At 74.6% G+C, this 18,552-nt stretch carries 11 protein-coding genes; 8 read left to right on the top strand and 3 right to left on the bottom strand.

The annotated features are described in order from the left end of the window. Nucleotides 1-63: 63 nt before the first annotated feature. The 3 genes from AC0693_RS00485 (at nt 64) to moeZ (ending at nt 3,071) form a co-directional block, all read left to right on the top strand. Entirely contained in the window at nt 64-1,059 is a 996-nt protein-coding gene (locus tag AC0693_RS00485; protein ID WP_356408700.1) for an NAD-dependent epimerase/dehydratase, read from the top strand. Further along, nucleotides 1,047-1,811 carry a spherulation-specific family 4 protein gene (locus AC0693_RS00480; RefSeq protein WP_469319061.1) on the top strand — a complete coding sequence of 255 codons (765 nt, stop codon included), beginning with the start codon at nt 1,047-1,049 and terminating at the stop codon, nt 1,809-1,811. The genes AC0693_RS00485 and AC0693_RS00480 overlap by 13 nt, the downstream gene beginning before the upstream one ends. Nucleotides 1,812-1,892: 81 nt before the next feature. Further along, nucleotides 1,893-3,071, top strand: a complete 1,179-nt coding sequence (moeZ, locus tag AC0693_RS00475) for an adenylyltransferase/sulfurtransferase MoeZ (RefSeq protein WP_356408694.1) — start codon at nt 1,893-1,895, stop codon at nt 3,069-3,071. Nucleotides 3,072-3,138: 67 nt separating this feature from the next. Here the strand turns inward: moeZ and AC0693_RS00470 are convergent, their stop codons facing one another. Together AC0693_RS00470 and AC0693_RS00465 are read right to left on the bottom strand one after the other, a co-directional pair. Next, the gene (locus AC0693_RS00470) at nt 3,139-4,692 is read right to left on the bottom strand and encodes an alpha/beta hydrolase (protein WP_356408691.1); all 1,554 of its coding nucleotides are present in this window, start codon (nt 4,690-4,692) and stop codon (nt 3,139-3,141) included. Nucleotides 4,693-4,775: 83 nt separating this feature from the next. Further along, nucleotides 4,776-7,751: a lysylphosphatidylglycerol synthase transmembrane domain-containing protein gene (locus AC0693_RS00465; protein ID WP_478800672.1), complete on the bottom strand. Its 2,976-nt coding sequence runs from the start codon at nt 7,749-7,751 to the stop codon at nt 4,776-4,778. A 119-nt stretch (nt 7,752-7,870) separates the two neighbouring features. Here AC0693_RS00465 and AC0693_RS00460 point away from each other — a divergent pair, with 119 nt between their 5' ends. The 5 genes from AC0693_RS00460 to nudC all read left to right on the top strand — a co-directional run bounded on the left by AC0693_RS00460 (nt 7,871) and on the right by nudC (nt 18,035). Next, nucleotides 7,871-8,218 (top strand): MGMT family protein, encoded by a 348-nt coding sequence (locus tag AC0693_RS00460; protein WP_356408685.1) that lies wholly within the window; start codon nt 7,871-7,873, stop codon nt 8,216-8,218. A 255-nt stretch (nt 8,219-8,473) separates the two neighbouring features. Then, entirely contained in the window at nt 8,474-11,998 is a 3,525-nt protein-coding gene (locus tag AC0693_RS00455) for an ATP-dependent helicase (RefSeq protein ID WP_478800671.1), read from the top strand. Nucleotides 11,999-12,108: 110 nt separating this feature from the next. Then, nucleotides 12,109-15,561 (top strand): ATP-dependent DNA helicase, encoded by a 3,453-nt coding sequence (locus AC0693_RS00450; protein ID WP_469319058.1) that lies wholly within the window; start codon nt 12,109-12,111, stop codon nt 15,559-15,561. Between the two features lie 10 nt (nt 15,562-15,571). Further along, nucleotides 15,572-16,984, top strand: coding sequence for a dipeptidase (locus tag AC0693_RS00445; protein WP_469337277.1), 1,413 nt, complete (start codon nt 15,572-15,574; stop codon nt 16,982-16,984). Nucleotides 16,985-17,135: 151 nt separating this feature from the next. Next, a complete protein-coding gene (gene nudC, locus AC0693_RS00440; RefSeq protein WP_356414065.1) occupies nt 17,136-18,035 on the top strand; it encodes an NAD(+) diphosphatase in 900 nt (299 codons plus the stop codon). Between the two features lie 124 nt (nt 18,036-18,159). On the opposite strand, the gene AC0693_RS00435 is transcribed toward nudC, so the two are convergent. Beyond that, on the bottom strand, nt 18,160-18,420 hold the full coding sequence (locus AC0693_RS00435) for a mycoredoxin (RefSeq protein ID WP_356414042.1): 261 nt from the start codon (nt 18,418-18,420) through the stop codon (nt 18,160-18,162). Nucleotides 18,421-18,552 lie beyond the last annotated feature (132 nt).

Genomic DNA, 18,552 nt, shown 5'->3' with positions numbered 1-18,552 from the left:
CTGACCGCGCCAACAAGGAGAAACAGACATGACCGGCCAGCCTAACGACCACGGGGCCGCGCGATGAGGGTGCTGCTGATCGGAGCCAACGGCTACCTCGGCCGCTACGTCGCGGACCGGCTGCTCGCCGACCCCGCGGTCCAGCTCACCGCGCTCGGCCGCGGCGACGACGCGGACGTCCGCTTCGACCTCGCCACCGGCAGCCCGGGCGCGCTCACCCGGTTCCTCGACGCCGTCCACCCGGGCGTCGTCATCAACTGCGCGGGCGCCACCCGCGGCGGTGCCCGCGAGCTGACCCGGCACAACACCGTCGCCGTCGCGACGGTCTGCGAATCGCTGCGCCGCAGCGGCTGCGGGGCCCGGCTGGTGCAGCTCGGCTGCGCGGCCGAGTACGGGCCCAGCCAGCCCGGATCGTCCACGGCCGAGGACGCCGTGCCGAGACCCGGCGGGCCGTACGGCGTCAGCAAGCTCGCCGCCACCGAACTCGTCCTCGGCTCCGGCCTGGACGCGGTCGTGCTGCGGGTGTTCTCGCCCGTCGGGCCCGGCACCCCCGCCGGCTCGCCCCTCGGCCGGCTCGCCGAGGCGATGCGCCGCGCGATGCAGGCCGGGGACTCGGAGCTGAAGCTCAGCGGGCTCGGCGTACAGCGCGACTTCGTCGACGTGCGGGACGTGGCGCGGGCCGTGCACGCGGCCTCGCTCTCCGCCGCGCAGGGCGTCGTCAACATCGGCACCGGCCGCGCGGTCCGGCTGCGTGACGCGGCCGCCGTACTGGCCCGGGTCGCGGGCTACGGCGGCGCCATCCACGAACTCGACGGGCCCCAGCAGCCGCACGCGCACCCCGGCCGCCCCCCGGGCCTGGCCGCGATCGGCTCGCCGCGCGCCGAGGCCACGGCCGAGCAGCTGGCCGCCGCCCCGCCGCCGTACCCGTACCCGGACGGCTGCGGCACCTGGCAGCAGGCCGACGTCCGCACCGCCCGCGACCGGCTCGGCTGGCGCCCCCGGATCAACCTGGAGGAGTCGCTGGCGGACATCTGGATGGAGGCGGCGTGCCGCATCTGACCACGCCGCCCGGGGCGCGGCGGGCCGCCACCGGGTCCGGCCGCCTCGGCCTCGGGGTCCCCGGGTACGGGCACCCGCTGGTCGCGCCCGCCGAGTGGGCCGAGCTGTCCCGGCCCGGCACCCCGCTGCACTGGGCCGTCCTCAACGTGGCGGGCGGCCCCGGCCAGCGGCCCGACCCGCACTGCTCGCAGGCGGCCGTCCGGTTACGGGAGGCCGGCGGCACGGTCCTCGGGCACCTGGCCCTGCGCGGCGGTGAGCGCTCCTTCGGCGAGCTGATCTCCGATGCCCACCGCTTCGTCGACTGGTACCGGGTCGGCGGTTTCTACCTGGCCGACGCCCCCGCCGGCCGGGCCGGGCTGGCCGCCGTGCGCAAGGTGACGGACACCCTGCGCACGCTCGGGACCGGCGGGAACGTCCCGCACCTGGTGCTCGGGCACGGCACGCACCCCTGCGAGGGCTACACCGAGACCGCCGACCAGCTGGTCACCTTCTCCGGGAGCTGGGCCGACTACCGCTGGTCGCAGGTGGCGGAGTGGACGGCGGACCACCCGCCGGAGCGGTTCTGCCACTTCGTGCACGGGGTCCCGCGCTCGCACCTGGAGGAGGCCGTGCGGGTCGCGCGCTGGCAGGGCGCGGGCACGATCTGGCTCACGGACCGGCTCGGAACGCGTGCCGGAAGCGACCCCTGGGCCTCGATGCCCGGGTACTGGGACGAAATCGTCTCGCGCATCGGGACGAGTGTCTCGGAATGAAGTGGGCCGTGGCAGTGTTGCGGAACAGAACAACACGTCAATGCTCCCCGCCGGTGCGGGGATGACCCGCCTGGAGTGCCCGTGTCGCTGCCACCCCTGGTAGAGCCAGCTGCTGAGCTCACCGTTGACGAGGTCCGTCGGTACTCCCGCCACCTGATCATCCCGGACGTCGGGATGGACGGGCAGAAGCGCCTGAAGAACGCCAAGGTGCTCGCGGTGGGCGCCGGCGGCCTCGGTTCCCCCGCCCTGATGTACCTGGCCGCGGCCGGCGTCGGCACGCTCGGCATCGTGGAGTTCGACGAGGTCGACGAGTCGAACCTGCAGCGCCAGATCATCCACAGCCAGGCGGACATCGGCCGCTCCAAGGCGGAGTCGGCGCGCGACAGCGTGCTCGGCATCAACCCGTACGTGAACGTCGTCCTGCACGAAGAGCGGCTCGAAGCCGAGAACGTGATGGAGATCTTCAGCCAGTACGACCTGATCGTCGACGGCACGGACAACTTCGCCACCCGCTACCTGGTCAACGACGCCTGCGTGCTGCTCAACAAGCCGTACGTCTGGGGCTCGATCTACCGCTTCGACGGCCAGGCCTCGGTCTTCTGGTCCGAGCACGGCCCGTGCTACCGCTGCCTCTACCCGGAGCCGCCCCCGCCGGGCATGGTCCCCTCCTGCGCCGAGGGCGGCGTGCTGGGCGTGCTCTGCGCGTCCATCGGCTCCATCCAGGTCACCGAGGCCATCAAGGTCCTGACCGGCGTCGGCGAGTCGCTGGTCGGCCGCCTGATGATCTACGACGCCCTGGAGATGCAGTACCGCCAGGTCAAGGTCCGCAAGGACCCCGACTGCGCGGTGTGCGGGCCGAACGCGACCGTCACCGAACTCATCGACTACGAGGCCTTCTGCGGCGTCGTGTCCGAGGAGGCCCAGGAGGCGGCGGCCGGTTCGACGATCACTCCCAAGCAGCTCAAGGAGTGGATCGACAACGACGAGCCGATCGAGATCATCGACGTCCGCGAGGTCAACGAGTACGAGATCGTCTCGATCCCCGGCGCGAAGCTGATCCCGAAGGGCGAGTTCCTGATGGGCACCGCCCTCCAGGACCTGCCCCAGGACAAGCGGATCGTCTTGCACTGCAAGACGGGTGTCCGCAGTGCGGAAGTCCTCGCGGTCCTGAAGTCCGCGGGCTTCGCGGACGCGGTGCACGTCGGCGGCGGCGTCATCGGCTGGGTCCACCAGATCGAGCCGGAGAAGCCCGTCTACTAAGCACGACACGACCGGGCACGACGCGAAAGGGGCTCCGCCGCATGCGGCGGAGCCCCTTTCGCGCGGTTCAGGCCGCCGTGCACACGGCCTTGGCCGCCGGGACCTTCCCGTCCAGCAGGTAGGCGTCCACCGCCTTCTGCACGCACGCGTCGCCGCTGTTGTAGGCGCCGTGCCCCTCGCCCTTGTAGGTCAGCTCCACGCCGACCCCCGGGCCGAGCCGCTCCACCATCTTGCGGGCGCCCTCGTACGGGGTCGCCGGGTCGCCCGTGTTGCCGATCACCACGATCGGCGCGGCGCCCGGAGCGCTCACGTCCGGGGTGTCGAAGGCGCCCTTGACCGGCCAGTCCGTACAGCCGAGCAGGCCCCAGCCGAGGAAGTCGCCGAAGACGGCGGACGCGGAGCGGAAGGCGGGGAGCTTCGCCTTCGTCTGCGCCAGGGTGTAGCGCTCCTTGGAGTCCGCGCAGTTGATCGCCGTGTTGGCCGAGCCGATGTTGTTGTACGTGCCCTTGGGGTCACGGCCGTTGAGCGCGTCCGACATCACGAGCAGCAGCTGCCCCTGGCCGCCCTCGGCCTCGTCCAGACCCTGCTCCAGCAGCGGCCACCCCTCCTTCGAATAGAGGGCGTAGGCGATCCCGTTGGTCGCGGCCGAGGCGGTGAGGGGGCGGCCGCCGACGCCCTCGATGGGCCGGGCGTCCAGCGCCTTCTGGAGCTTCACGATGTTCGCGTCGATCTCCTTGGCGGTGCTGCCCTGAAGACGGCATGCGTCCCCCCGGTCCACGCAGTCCTGCTCGAAGTTGCCGAGGGCCAGCTGGAAGCCCTTCGCCTGGCCCAGCGAGCCCTCCTCCGAGGTCTTCGTCGGGTCGACGACCGCGTCGAAGACGGCCCGGCCGACGTTCTTCGGGAAGAGGTGGGCGTAGACCCCGCCCAGCTCGGTGCCGTAGGAGATGCCGAAGTAGTGGAGCTTCTCGTCGCCCAGCGCCTGGCGGATCCGGTCGAGGTCGCGGGCCGCGTTCTCGGTGCCGACGTGGGGGAGGAGCTTGCCGGAGTTGCGGACGCAGCCGTCGCGGTACGTCCTGATCCCCGCCAGGTACGCCTGCTCCTCGGCCGGGGTCTCGGGGGTGTTGTCGGCCGCGTAGTAGCGGTCCAGCTGGGCGTCGCTCTCGCAGAGCACCGGGGCGCTGCGGCCGACCCCGCGCGGGTCGAAGCTGACCAGGTCGTAGCGGGCGCGCAGGGCCGCGTACTCCTTGGCCGCGCCCGGCAGGGCGGCGACGCCGGAGCCGCCGGGGCCGCCGAAGTTGAAGACGAGCGAGCCGATGCGGGAGCCCTGGGGGCCGGTGGCCTTGGCGCGGATCAGAGCGAGGGGGAGGGTCTCGCCACCGGGCTTCGCGTAGTCGAGCGGGACGTCGAGAGTGGCGCACTCCCAGTCCTTGCCGGGCGGCTGCCCGACGCCCTGGGCGGCGGAGGGGGCGGGGCAGGCGGCCCAGGCGGGGGCCGCCTGGGCCCCCGGGGCGTTCTCCTTGCCCCTGGTGCTCTGCTCGCTCCCGCCGCCGGAGCAGGCGCCGGTGGCGAGCAGCGCGACGGCGAGGGCGGTGGCGGCGGTGACCCGCGGGGCATTGGGCATGCCACCATCCTGACCCGCCCGCTCACCCCCCGCCCGCGCCGTGGTCCGTTCGGGTTCCGCCCGGGCCCCGCCCGGGGCGGGAACTAGATCGCTTCTTTGCGCGTGAGGTAGTTGAACGAGATCCACCCCGGCAGCACCGGCAGCCAGAAGGTGCACAGCCGGAACAGCAGCACCGCCGAGATGGCGATCTCCTTCTCCAGACCGGCGGCGATCAGACCGAGGGTCAGCGTCGTCTCGACCGCGCCCACACCGCCCGGCGTCGGCGCCGCCGAACCCAGCGCGTTGCCCGCGAGGAAGACCACCGCGATGCTCGCCAGGCTCAGCGCCTCGCCGCCCCCGAAGGCACGGACCGAGGCGTCCAGGCACATCACGAAACAGGCCGTCAGCAGCAGCATCCCGCCGATGCCCGTGACCAGCTTCTGCGGCCGCTGGAGGATGTCCAGCATGCGCGGCACCACCCCGGCGAACAGCGCCCGTACCCGGGTCGCCACGAACTTCCGCAGGAACGGGATCGCGGTCACCACCAGCACCAGCACCGCGACCGTCAGCAGTCCCGCGATGACCGCCCGGGAGGGGGTCATCTGCGTGGTGTTCTCGGTCCCGGTCAGATAGCCGAACGACAGCAGCAGCAGGACGTGGCTCGCCAGCCCGAACAGCTGTGACGCGCCCACGCTCGCCACCGCCAGCCCGGGCCGCACCCCCGAACGCTGGAGGAACCGCGTGTTCAGCGCGACCCCGCCGACCGCCGCCGGAGCGACCAGCTTCACGAAGGAACCGGCCAGCTGCGCGCACACGGTCCGCAGGAACGGCACCCGCTCGGGGACGAACCCCAGCAGGCTCATCGCCGCCGCGAAATAGGTCAGCCCCGAGAAGGCGAGGACCACCCCGACCCAGCCCCACCGCGCCGACCCGAAGGTGGTCGCGAAGTCGACCTGGGTCAGCTGCGAGAGCAGGAAGTACGCCGCCACCGCGCCCGCGATGAAGGACACCAGCGTGCGCGGCCTGATCCGCTCCAGCCGGGCGGGCTCGACCGGCGCCTGCGGACGGATCAGCAGCACCTGCCGGCGGATCTGGCTGAGCAGGTCCTCCTCGCGCGCCTCGTCGAGGGCCTCGTCCAGCGCCCGCTTCTCGGCCTTGCGCTCCGCCTTCGACTCGGCCTTGGACTCCGCCTTGGAGGAGCGCCGCGCGGCCGCGTCGGCCTCGCGCTCCGCCTCGCGCTGGGCCTTCGCGAGCCGCGAGCTCTCCAGGACGGCCTCCCGCTCGCGGGTCGAGCGCTCCCGCGCCAGCCGGCGCAGCGTGGCCCGGGTGGAACGGCTCAGCGCGATCGGCTGGAGCAGCGGCAGGCAGTCCGCCACCGCGTCCGGGCCCAGGACCTCCAGTGCCGAGGCCACCGACCGCTGCGCACCGACCCGCAGGCCGATGGTGGTCAGGAGCTGCGCGATGTCCATCCGCAGCACCAGGTCGCCGGCCGCGATCTCACCGCCGCGCAGGTCGGTGAGGATGACATTGCCAAAACGATCCACCACGAGGGCGTCCCCGGTCAGCCGCCGGTGCGCGATCCGGCGCGACTGCAGGGCCCGTACCTGCTCCCAGGCGTTGCGGCTCAGCTCGTCGGTGATCTCCTCGTCCGCGAGTGAGTCCAGGGTCCGGCCGCCCAGGTGCTCGTACACGAGCATCACGGCGTCCGGGCCCAGCTCGGAGGTGGCGATCAGCCGGGGCGCGTTCGCCCCGGCGGCGATCGCCGCGTACGCGAGCAGGGCCTCCTGCTCCAGCGCCTGCCGCAGCGACTGCAGGCTGCGCCGGGTGGTGATCCCGCGCAGGGTGAGCCGCCGCCAGACCCGGTAGAAGAAGCCCTGGGCCTGCTGCTCGCGGTCCACGACGGTGACGTCCAGCGGCGGCCCGTCCGCCAGGGTGACGTGGTAGCGGCGCCCGCGGTCGCTCTGCTCCGCGGAATCCTTGCCCTCGGGGGCCTCCGGTACCTCGGCGCGCGTCGCGCTGACCGGCTGGAAGCCGACCCGGCGCAGGCCCGCGAGGAGGTTCTGGCCGGTGGGCCGGACGTTGGGGGAGCCGACGGCGTAGAGCGTGCCGTAGGCGACCGTCCAGCCGATGAGCACGGTGAGGATGATCGAGAAGGGGGTGGTGTAGCCGCCGACGAGCATCGCGAAGGCGTCGAGGAGCAGGACCGCCCACAGCGCCACGCGCCAGCGGGGTCTGCGGGTCATCCCGACGGCGGTCATGTACGCGATGACGGGCGCGAGGTAGCCGTGGACCGGATCGGTGAGCACCTCGCCGATGCCGGTGGGGCGGGTCAGGGCCTCCTGGATGGTGCCCGAGGCGGCGCGCGAGACCCAGAGGTCGATGGCGAGGGTCACGCCGTGGGCGAGGACGGCGGCGAGCACGCCGTCGGCGATGCGCAGGCCGTCGCGCTTGATCAGCCGCTCGATGGCGAAGGCGACCGGCACCAGCAGGATGGCGATGCTCGACACCAGCCCGGCGACCTTGATCAGCAGGTCCGGGGCCTGGCCGGTGCCCTTGTTGATGTCCGCTTCGAGACCCACGGTGGTGCCGTGGGCGAAGGCCGCGATGCCGAGGACGACGGCGATGCCGAGGATGCCGACGAGCAGCCGGACCAGGTCGGAGGGGCGGTGCACGCGGGCGGCGAGCAGCGGCTCGTCGACCTCGACCCGGTCGGCGTCGGGCCCGGGACCGGTGGGGTGCGGAGCGGGACCGGCGGCGTCCGGAGCGGCGGCGTCCGGTACGGGGGCGTGCGGTACGGGGGCGTGCGGAACGGTGGCATCCGGTGCGGGAGCGTCCGGTGCTGGGCCCTCCGGTGCGGGGGCGTGCGGGCGCGCGGAACCGGCGGCGCCGTCCGCTCGCGCCGTGCCGTCCGCCGTCGTGCGCCCGACGCCGGAGCCGGCGGCCGGGTCGCCGCCGGGGAAGCCCGCGCCCGGGGAACCGGGGACTCCCGGGGGCCCCGGGGCGCCTTCCGGACTGCTCTCGGGAGGGCTCACACCCTGCTCCTTCGCCGTCACGTCCGTCTCTTCTTGATCACGTATCACCTGTCACCGCCCGGAAGATGGTGGCACGGCGGAGCGGGGGCGCGGGGCAGCAGGGTGCGCGTCCCGCCGGACCCGACCGTTCCGCGAGGGCCGGGCCGGGGTGCGGCACGATGTGCCGCATGACCGATGAACCGGAGCTGCCGGAGTACGCGGAACGAGTCCTCGCGGTCGCCGAGGAGATTCCCCCCGGCCGGGTGATGACGTACGGGGACGTCGCCGAATGGCTCGGCGACGGCGGCCCGCGCCAGGTCGGGCGCGTCATGGCGCTCTACGGCGGCCCGGTCCCGTGGTGGCGGGTGGTCCGCTCGGACGGGACCCTGCTGCCCGGCAGCGAACTGCGGGCCCTGGCGCGCTACCGGGACGAGGGCACACCGCTGCGCGAGGCCTCCCGCGCCGCCGCCGGGCACGTACCGCGCCTCGACATGAAACGCGCGCGCTGGGACGGACACCGGACGGCGGACGGTTGACGTCCGGCCGGGCCGGGCCGTCGGCGCCGCCGCCGGCCGGATCCCGGGCCTCGGCCCGGGCGTGTGCAGGGTCACACCTGCCAGCTTCCGCCATCGGACGCCCGGGCGGGCGCTCGCAGGCCCGTACGGGGGACGCGGGGCCTCCGGGGCGACTGCGCGCGTCCCCCCGCTTGCCGTAGCGTTGAGCCTTCGCCTCCGCCGCGGAACCCGCCCCGCGCACCCACGACCCCAGACCCACCAGGACCGGCACCCCACGTGATCAGCTCTCCTTCGGACCGTCGTACGCGGGCCCCGCACGCGTACCGGCTGGTCCGCGGCGGACCGGCGCAGGCGGATCCCCCTGTCCTGGACGCAGCGCAGCGGGCCGTGGTTGACCACGCGGCGGGACCGCTGCTCGTGCTGGCCGGACCGGGCACAGGCAAGACGACGACGCTGGTCGAGGCGGTCGCCGCCCGGGTCGAGGCCGGCGCGGACCCCGCCCGCATCCTCGTCCTCACCTTCAGCCGCAAGGCGGCGGTGGAACTGCGCGACCGGGCCGCGCTGCGCCTCGGCGGGGCGCGCGCCCCGCAGGCCACCACCTTCCACTCCTTCTGCTACGGCCTGGTCCGCGCCCACCAGGACAGCGAACTCTTCACGGAACCGCTGCGGCTGCTGTCCGGACCCGAGCAGGACGTGACCGTACGGGCCCTGCTGGAGGGCCAGCGCACCCTGAAGTCGATCCACTGGCCCGACGACCTGCGGGCCGCGCTCACCACGCGCGGATTCGCCGACGAGGTACGGGCCGTGCTCGCCCGCAGCCGCGAGCTGGGCCTGGGGCCCGAGGCGCTCGACGCCTTCGCGTCCCGGACCGGGCGGCCCGACTGGAAGGCCGCCGCCGCCTTCCTCTCCGAGTACCTGGACGTCCTGGACATGCAGGGGACGCTGGACTACGCCGAGCTCCTGCACCGTGCGGTGCTCCTGGCCGAGCGCACCCCGGAACTGTCCGCGGCGTACGACGCGATCTACGTCGACGAGTACCAGGACACCGACGCCTCGCAGGTCCGGCTGCTGCGCGCGCTGAACGGGCCCGCGGGCACGCTGGTCGCCTTCGGCGACCCGGACCAGTCGATCTACGCGTTCCGCGGCGGTGACGTCAACGGCATCCTGGACTTCGCCTCGGCCTTTCCCGGGGCCGGGATCCGGTCCCTGACCGTGTCCCGCCGCTCCGGGGCCGCCCTCCTCGCGGCCACCCGGCTGCTCACCACCCGGATGCCGATGACGCGGCTCCCGGCCGCCGCGGTCCGGGCGCACCGGGGGCTGCGGGCCACGCGGGAGGGCGGGCGGGTGGAGGTCCACACCTACCCGACCTCCGCCACCGAGGTGGAGAACATCGCCGACATCCTGCGCCGGGCGCACCTCGAAGACGGGGTGCCGTGGCAGGACATGGCCGTCCTGGTCCGCTCGGGGGGCCGCACCCTGCCGCAGATGCGGCGTGCCCTGGTGGCCGCGGGCGTCCCCGCCGAAACCGACGGCGGCGACGCCCCCCTCCGCCACGAACCGGCCGTAACCCCCCTCCTCACCGCCCTCCGCACAGCGGCGACCCCTTCGGCTGCGCCGCTGTCAGCCCCGGGGGCAAATTCAGCCTCGCCGACCCAGGGTGCAAATTCAGCCCCGCCGGCGTTTGAGGCGCCGCCGGAGGCAACGGTGCCTCCGGCGGCGCCTCAAACGCCGGCGAGGCTGGAGATGGCTGCGCCCGAGCCGGAGTTGGCTGCGCCCGAGCCGGAGATGGCCGCGCCCGAGCCCGGGGTGGCCGCGCCCGAGCCGGGCATGGCTGCGCCCGAGGCGAACGAGACCCCCGGCGGCGACACGGACGCGCCCCGCGGCGACGGGTCCGGTGGGCCGTCGGCAGACGCCGGGTGGATCGGGGTGGAGGCGGCCATGACCCTGCTCACCTCCCCCCTCGGCGGCATGGACGCCACCGACCTGCGCCGCCTCGGCCGGGCCCTGCGCGACGAGGAGCGGGCCGCGGGCATCGCGGTGCCCGCACCCTCCGACGTCCTGCTGGCCCGCGCCCTCGCGGAGCCGGAGCGGCTCGTCGCCCACGACCCGGCGTACGCCCGCGGCGCCCAGCGCCTCGGCACGCTCCTGCGCAAGGCCCGCGAGCTGCTCCAGGGCGGCGGCACCGCCGAGGAGGCCCTGTGGGTCCTCTGGGACGGCACCCCCTGGCCGCAGCGCCTGGAGCGCGGCGCCCGCCGCGGCGGCGCCGCCGGCCGCAACGCCGACCGCGACCTGGACGCGGTGTGCGCCCTCTTCGACACCGCCGCCCGCGCGGAGGAACGTACCGGCGGCCGCGGCGCGCTCAACTTCCTCGAACAGCTGGAGGCCGAGGACATCGCGGCCGACACGCTCAGCCACCGCGCCGCCCGCCCGGAGGCGGTCCGGCTCATGACCGTGCACCGCTCCAAGGGCCTGGAGTGGGGCCTCGTCGTCGTCGCCGGGGTCCAGGAGGGCCTGTGGCCCGACCTGCGCCGCCGCGGCTCGCTCCTGGAGGCGGACCGGATCGGCCGCGACGGCCTCGCCGAACCGCTGACCCCCGGCGCCCTCCTCGCCGAGGAGCGCCGCCTCTTCTACGTCGCCGCCACCCGCGCCCGCGACCGCCTCGTCGTCACCGCCGTCAAGGCCCCCGCCGAGGACGGCGACCAGCCCTCCCGCTTCCTCACCGAACTCGGCGTACCGGTCAAGGACGTCACCGGCCGCCCCCGCCGCCCCCTCGCCGTCCCCGCGCTGGTCGCCGAGCTGCGCGCCACCACCGTCGACCCGGACGCCTCCGAGGCGCTGCGCGACGCCGCCGCCCGGCGCCTCGCCCGGCTCGCCGCGCTCACCGACGACGAGGACCGCCCGCTCGTACCGGCCGCGCACCCGCAGCGCTGGTGGGGCCTGTACGAACCGACCCGGGCCGCGGCCCCGCTGCGCGACCGGGACCGGCCCGTCGCCCTGTCCGGCAGCGCCCTGGACCAGCTGGCCAACACCTGCTCCCTCCAGTGGTTCCTGGGGCGCGAGGTCAAGGCGGACGCCCCGTCCACCGCCGCCCAGGGCTTCGGCAACGTCGTCCACGTCCTCGCCGACGAGGTCGCGTCCGGACGTACGCCCGCCGACCTCGCCGTCCTCATGGAACGGCTCGACTCGGTGTGGGACGCGCTCGCCTTCGACGCGCCCTGGAAGTCCCGCCAGGAGAAGGAGAACGCCCGGGCCGCCCTGGAGCGCTTCATCCGCTGGCACAACTCGGACCGCGGCGGCCGCACCTCCGTGGCCACCGAGCACGACTTCGACGTCACCCTCGGGGCGGGCGCGTACGAGGTCCGCGTGCGCGGCTCCATGGACCGCGTCGAGACCGACCCGCAGGGCCGGGCGTACGTCGTCGACTTCAAGACCGGCAAGGCCACCCCCACCCGCGACGAGGTCGCCCGCCACCCGCAGCTCGCCGTCTACCAGCTCGCCGTGCGCGAGGGCGCCCTCGACGAGGTCTTCGACGGCCGCCGCCCCGAGCCCGGCGGCGCCGAGCTCGTCCAGCTCCGCCAGGGCGCCGCCAAGAAGGACGGCGGCGACGAGGTGCCCAAGGTGCAGGCCCAGCAGCCGCTCGGCGCCGGCCCCTCGGGGGACTGGGTCGGCGACCTGCTGGCCACCGCCGCGGGCCGGGTGCTGGACGAACGGTTCGCCCCGGCCGCCGGCGACCACTGCGGCCGCTGCTCCTTCCGCTCCGCGTGCAGCGCCCGGCCCGAGGGCCGCCAGACCGTCGAGTGACGCCGGCCGCCGGGGTCACTGCCGCAGGGAGGCCGGCCGCGGGGCCCCTGCCGCCGGGCCCCGGCCGCCGGCCGGTCGGGGCTGTCGGTGCGGGCCGCTAGCCTTTTCACGTGTCCGCCCGCCAGCCCGTCCTCACCGACCCCGAGCAGCTCAAGCAGCTCCTCGGCATCCCCTTCACACCCGAACAGCTGGCCTGCGTCACCGCGCCGCCCGCCCCCCAGGTGATCGTCGCGGGCGCCGGTTCCGGCAAGACGACGGTGATGGCCGCGCGCGTGGTCTGGCTGGTCGGCACGGGCACGGTCGCGCCCGAGCAGGTCCTCGGCCTGACATTCACCAACAAGGCCGCGGGCGAGCTGGCCGAGCGGGTACGGACGGCCCTCGCGCGGGCCGGCATCAGCGACCCCGACCCCTCCCCGGCCGACGACACCGCCGGGGGCGAACCCCGGATCTCCACCTACCACTCCTTCGCGGGGCAGCTCCTCAAGGACCACGGGCTGCGCATCGGCCTGGAGCCCAGCTCGCGGCTGCTGGCCGACGCCACCCGCTTCCAGCTCGCCGCCCGCGTCCTGCGCGAGGCCCCCGGCCCCTACCCCTCGCTGACGAAATCGCTTCCCGACCTGGTCAGCGACCTGCTCGCACTGGACAGCGAACTGTCCGAGCACCTGGTCACCCCGGCGCAGCTGCGCGCGTACGACACCGCCCTCCTGGACGCCCTCGCCGAGGTGAAGCTCGGCAACGAAGACCTCCGCAAGGTCCCCGAGGCCGCCCGCGGCCGCCTCGAACTGCTGGAACTGGTCGGCCGCTACCGCGCCGCCAAGGCTTCCCGCGACCTCCTCGACTTCAGCGACCAGATAGCCCGCTCCGCGGAGCTGGCCACGACCCGGCCCGAGGTCGGCGCCCTGCTGCGCGAGGAGTTCCGCGTCGTCCTGCTCGACGAGTACCAGGACACCTCGGTCGCCCAGCGGCTGCTGCTGTCCGGCCTCTTCGGCGGGGGCACCGGGCACGCCGTGACCGCCGTGGGCGACCCCTGCCAGGCGATCTACGGCTGGCGCGGCGCGTCCGTCGCCAACCTCGACGACTTCCCCGAGCACTTCCCGCACGCCGACGGCGCCCCCGCCGACCGCCTCTCCCTGAGCGAGAACCGGCGCAGCGGCGGCCGCCTCCTCGACCTGGCCAACGGCCTGGCCGCGCCCCTGCGCGCCCTGCACGCGGGCGTCGAGGCGCTGCGCCCGGCGCCGGGGGCCGAGCGCGACGGCTTCGTCCGCTGCGCGCTGCTGGAGACCCACGCCCAGGAACTGGAGTGGCTCGCCGACTCGATCGCCCACCTGGTGCGCACCGGCAAGGAGCCGGGGGAGATCGCCGTCCTGTGCCGCTCCGCCGGTGACTTCGCCGCGATCCAGGGCGCGCTGGTGGCCCGGGACGTCCCCGTCGAGGTCGTGGGCCTGTCCGGGCTGCTGCACCTGCCCGAGGTCGCCGACCTGGTCTCCGTCTGCGAGGTCCTCCAGGACCCGGGGGCCAACGCCGCCCTCGTCCGGTTGCTGATCGGCCCCCGCTGGCGGATCGGCGCCCGTGACCTGGCCCTGCTCGGCCGGCGGGCCCGGCTGCTGGTGGCCCGCGCCCCGGCCGCGGGCGACGACCCCGATCGCCGGCTCGCCGCGGCCGTCGAGGGGGTCGACCCGGCGGAGATCGTCTCGCTGGCGGACGCGCTGGAGACCTTCCTCGGCGACTCCCCGCAGCAGGACGGCCTGCCCTTCTCCGCCGAGGCCCGGGTCCGCTTCGCCCACCTCGCGCAGGAGCTGCGCGACTTGCGCCGGTCCCTGTCCGACCCGCTGATGGACGTCCTGCACCGGGTGCTGGCCGCCACCGGCCTCGACGTCGAACTGTCCGCGTCCCCGCACGCGCTGGCGGCCCGCCGCCGGGAGACCCTGTCCGGCTTCCTGGACGTGGCGGCCGGTTTCGCCGCCCTGGACGGCGAGGCCACGCTCCTCGCGTTCCTCGCCTTCCTGCGCACCGCCGCCCAGTACGAGAAGGGCCTCGACCACGCCCTGCCCGGCGGGGAGAACACCGTGAAGGTGCTGACCGCCCACAAGTCCAAGGGCCTGGAGTGGGACGTCGTCGCGGTGCCCGGGCTGTACGCGGGAGCCTTCCCGAGCGAACGGGCCCGCGAGTCCTGGACCTCGTACGCCAAGGTCCTCCCGCACGCCCTGCGCGGGGACGCCGAGACGCTGCCGGCCGACCCGGAGTGGACCGCCGCCGGGCTGAAGAACTTCAAGGCACAGCTGCGCACCCATCAGGCGACCGAAGAGCTGCGCCTGGGCTACGTCACCTTCACCCGCCCCCGCTCCCTGCTGCTGGCCTCCGGCCACTGGTGGGGCCCGACCCAGAAGAAGCGCCGCGGCCCCTCCTCCTTCCTGACGGCGCTGTACGAGCACTGCGCGGCCGGGTTCGGCGAGATCGAGGCATGGGCCGAGGAGCCCGAGCCGGACGCCGTGAACCCCGCGCTGGCGACCGGCGACACCCCGGACCACTCCTGGCCGCTCCCCCTGGACCCGGCCTCCCTCGCCCTGCGCCGCCGCGCCGCCGCCCTGGTCACCGCCCACCTGGCATCCCCTCCACCCCCGGAGCCCGCTCCCCAGCCCGAGGACGACGACTACCTCTGGCCGGACGAAGAAGAAGCCCCCTGGCCGGACGACCCCGAGGAGGAGCCATATCCAGCCCCGCCGACCGCCGAGCCACATCCAGCCTCGCCGGCGTTTGAGGCGCGGGGTCCGGGGCGGAGCCCCGAAGCCCCGCAGGTCCCACCCCCCGCACCCGGAACCACACCCGCCCCCGCCCCCGCCCCCACTCCGGAGGAGTCCCGCACGCTGGCCTCCTGGGACCGTGACCTGGACGCCCTGGAGGGCGAACTGCGCCGTTCGCGGGCCGCCGTCCGCGACGTCGTCCTGCCCCCCACCCTCTCGGCGAGCCAACTGCTCCGCCTGGCCGCCGACGAGGACGGCTTCGTCCGCGACCTCGCCCGCCCCATGCCCAAGCCCCCCCAGCCCGCCGCCCGCCAGGGCACCCGTTTCCACGCCTGGGTGGAGTCCCGGTTCGACGACCTGCCGCTCCCGTTGCTCGACGTCCTGGACCCCGTCACCGAGCTGCCCGGCTCCGACCAGGAGGTGGCCGACGAGCGGGATCTGGACGCGTTGAAGGAGGCCTTCGAGCGCAGCCCGTACGCCGAGCGCACCCCGTACCGCATGGAGGTGCCCGTCCAGTTCACCCTGGCGGGCCGGGTGATCCGCGGCCGGATCGACGCCGTCTACCGCAATGACGACGGCTCCTTCGAGATCGTCGACTGGAAGACCGGCCGCTCCGCCGAAGCGGACCCGCTCCAGCTCGCCGTCTACCGCCTGGCCTGGGCGGAAGCCACCGGCACCCCGCTCGACCGGATCACCGTCGCCTTCCTGCACGTCCGCAGCGGCCGCGTGATCCGCCCCGCGAACCTGCCGTCCAGAGCCCGGCTTGAGCGGATCCTCCAAGGCGAAACGGTCGCGGACGGTGACCCACAGGGGGAAGGTTAGGCTCGTGGGTATGAGCCAGACCCCGGACAGCGCCGTCCGCGCCTACATCGACACGCACCGCGCCGCCTTCCTCGACGACCTCGCCGACTGGCTGCGCATTCCCTCCGTCTCGGCCCAGCCCGAGCACGCGGACGACGTGGAGCGCAGCGCGCACTGGCTCGCCTCGGCGCTGAAGGAGACCGGCTTCCCGGTCGCCGAGGTCTGGCCCACCCCCGGCGCCCCCGCCGTCTTCGCCGAGTGGCCCAGCGAGGACCCGGCCGCCCCGGTCGTCCTGGTCTACGGCCACCACGACGTACAGCCCGCCGCGCTCGCCGACGGCTGGCACACCGAGCCGTTCGAGCCGGTGATCAAGGACAACCGGATGTACGCGCGGGGCGCCGCCGACGACAAGGGCCAGGTGTTCTTCCACACCCTCGGCGTGCGGGCGCACCTGGCCGCGACCGGCGCCGCCGCGCCCGCCGTCCACCTCAAGCTGCTGATCGAGGGCGAGGAGGAGTCCGGGTCCACGCACTTCCGCGCCCTCGTCGAGGCCGAGGCCGCCCGCCTCGCGGCGGACGTCGTGATCGTCTCCGACACCGGCATGTGGTCCGAGACCACGCCGACCGTCTGCACCGGCATGCGCGGCATCGCCGACTGCGAGATCGAGCTGAGCGGGCCGGACCAGGACATCCACTCCGGGGCCTTCGGCGGCGCCGTGCCCAACCCGGCGACCGTGGCCGCCCGCCTGGTGGCGGCGCTGCACGACGCCGACGAGCGGGTCACCATCCCCGGGTTCTACGACAACGTCGCCGTCCTCACCGACGCCGAGCGCGCGCTGATCGCCGAACTGCCCTTCGACGAGGACGAATGGCTGCGCACGGCCAAGTCCCACGCGGCCGCGGGGGAGGCGGGGTACTCCACCCTGGAGCGGGTCTGGGCCCGCCCCACGGCCGAGGTCAACGGCATCGGCGGCGGCTACCAGGGGCCCGGCGGGAAGACCATCGTCCCCGCCTCCGCCCAGCTGAAGCTGTCGTTCCGGCTGGTGTCCGGGCAGGATCCGTACGAGGTCGAGAAGTCCGTCACGGACTGGGTCGCGGCCCGGATCCCCGCCGGGATCCGCCACTCCATCGTCTTCGGCGCCCCCACCCGCCCCTGCCTGACCCCGCTGGACCACCCCGCGCTGCGGTCGGTCGTACGGGCCATGGGGCGCGCGTTCGGCGAGAAGATCCGTTTCACCCGCGAGGGGGGCTCGGGCCCGGCGGCGGACCTCCAGGACGTGCTGGGCGCGCCCGTGCTCTTCCTCGGGATCTCCGTACCCTCCGACGGCTGGCACGCGCCGAACGAGAAGGTGGAGCTGGACCTGCTGCTCAAGGGCGTCGAAACGACCGCCTACCTGTGGTCCGACCTCGCCGAGACCTGGAACCCCGCGTCCACCGCCGTCTGATCCCGTCCGTCCCACCACTCCGGGGGAGTTGGAAGTACCAGTGAGCATCTCGACCGAGCACGCCGCGACCGAGCCGACCGCGACCGGGCCCGCCGCGACCGCGCCCGCCGCGGCCGCCGCCGACGGCCCGGCCGCCGACCGGCCCGTCTCGCTGACCGCGCCCAGCGGCATCGACCGCGCCGCGCACCACCGCCTCGACGAGGCCTGGCTCGCGGCGGCCTGGAGCCACCCCTCGACCCGCGTCTTCGTGGTCTCCGGCGGCCAGGTGCTGATCGACGACACCCCGGACGGAGGCACGGAGATCGTCATGACCCCGGCCTTCGAGGCCCCGGCCACCGAGACCCACCGCTACTTCCTGGGCACCGGCGAGGACGGCGTACGGTACTTCGCGCTCCAGAAGGACTCGCTGCCCGGCCGCATGGACCAGTCGGCCCGCCCGGCCGGCCTGCGCGAGGCGGGCACGCTGCTGTCCCCGCGGGACGCCGGCCTGATGGTGCACGCGGTGGCCCTGGAGAACTGGCAGCGGATGCACCGCTTCTGCTCCCGCTGCGGCGAGCGCACGGTGGTCGCCGCCGCGGGCCACATCCGGCGCTGCCCGGGCTGCGGCGCGGAGCACTACCCGCGCACCGACCCGGCCGTGATCATGCTGGTCACCGACGCGCAGGACCGCGCGCTGCTCGGCCGCCAGGTGCACTGGCCGGAGGGGCGCTTCTCGACCCTGGCCGGTTTCGTGGAGCCGGGCGAGGCCATCGAGCAGTCGGTGATCCGCGAGGTGTGGGAGGAGGCGGGCGTCAAGGTCGGCGCGGTCGAGTACGTCGCCAGCCAGCCCTGGCCCTTCCCGTACAGCCTGATGCTGGGCTTCACCGCCCGCGCGCTCACCTCGGAGATCACCGTGGACGGCGAGGAGATCCAGGAGGCCCGCTGGTTCTCCCGCGAGGACCTGCGCCGCGCCATCGAGACCGGCGAGGTGCTCCCCCCGGCGGGCATCTCCATCGCGGCCCGCCTGGTCGAACTCTGGTACGGCGCCCCCCTCCCCAAGCCGACCCCCTGACCCCCCCGGGCCCGGCCCGGCCCCGCCTTTCAGGCGGCCTTCCCCGTCGGGGCCCGGCATGCCGCCGCCCCCTGCCGGCCGGGGCCGGAGGGGGCGGTGCGCGGAGCGGGCGGGCGCCGGGCCGTCAGACCGCGAGGGCCTGCTTGACCTGGGCCAGGCTCGGGTTCGTCATCACGGACTCGGTGCCCGTGGGTGCCACGACGAGGAGGGTCGGGACGGTCTGGTTGCCGCCGTTGGCCTTCTCCACGAAGGCGGCCGACGCCGGGTCCTGCTCGATGTTGATCTCGGTGTAGGCGATGCCTTCCCGGTCCAGCTGGCTCTTCAGCCGGCGGCAGTAGCCGCACCACGTGGTGCTGTACATCGTCACGGAACCCTTGTCCTGCATGGCGTGAACTCTCCTCTGGGGGTCGGGGCGGGAGGCCTCGGAACGTCCGAGTACTCGAACGTACGAGGGCGCCCGCCCATTCCCGGCAGGTGCCCCCAGGTGGCGCGGCGCATTCGTACGACCGGTGCCCAC

The organism is Streptomyces sp. NPDC043876 (assembly GCF_056435825.1).
Note: the sequence above shows the minus strand (reverse complement) of the source record. Positions and strands in the feature narration are given on the sequence as shown.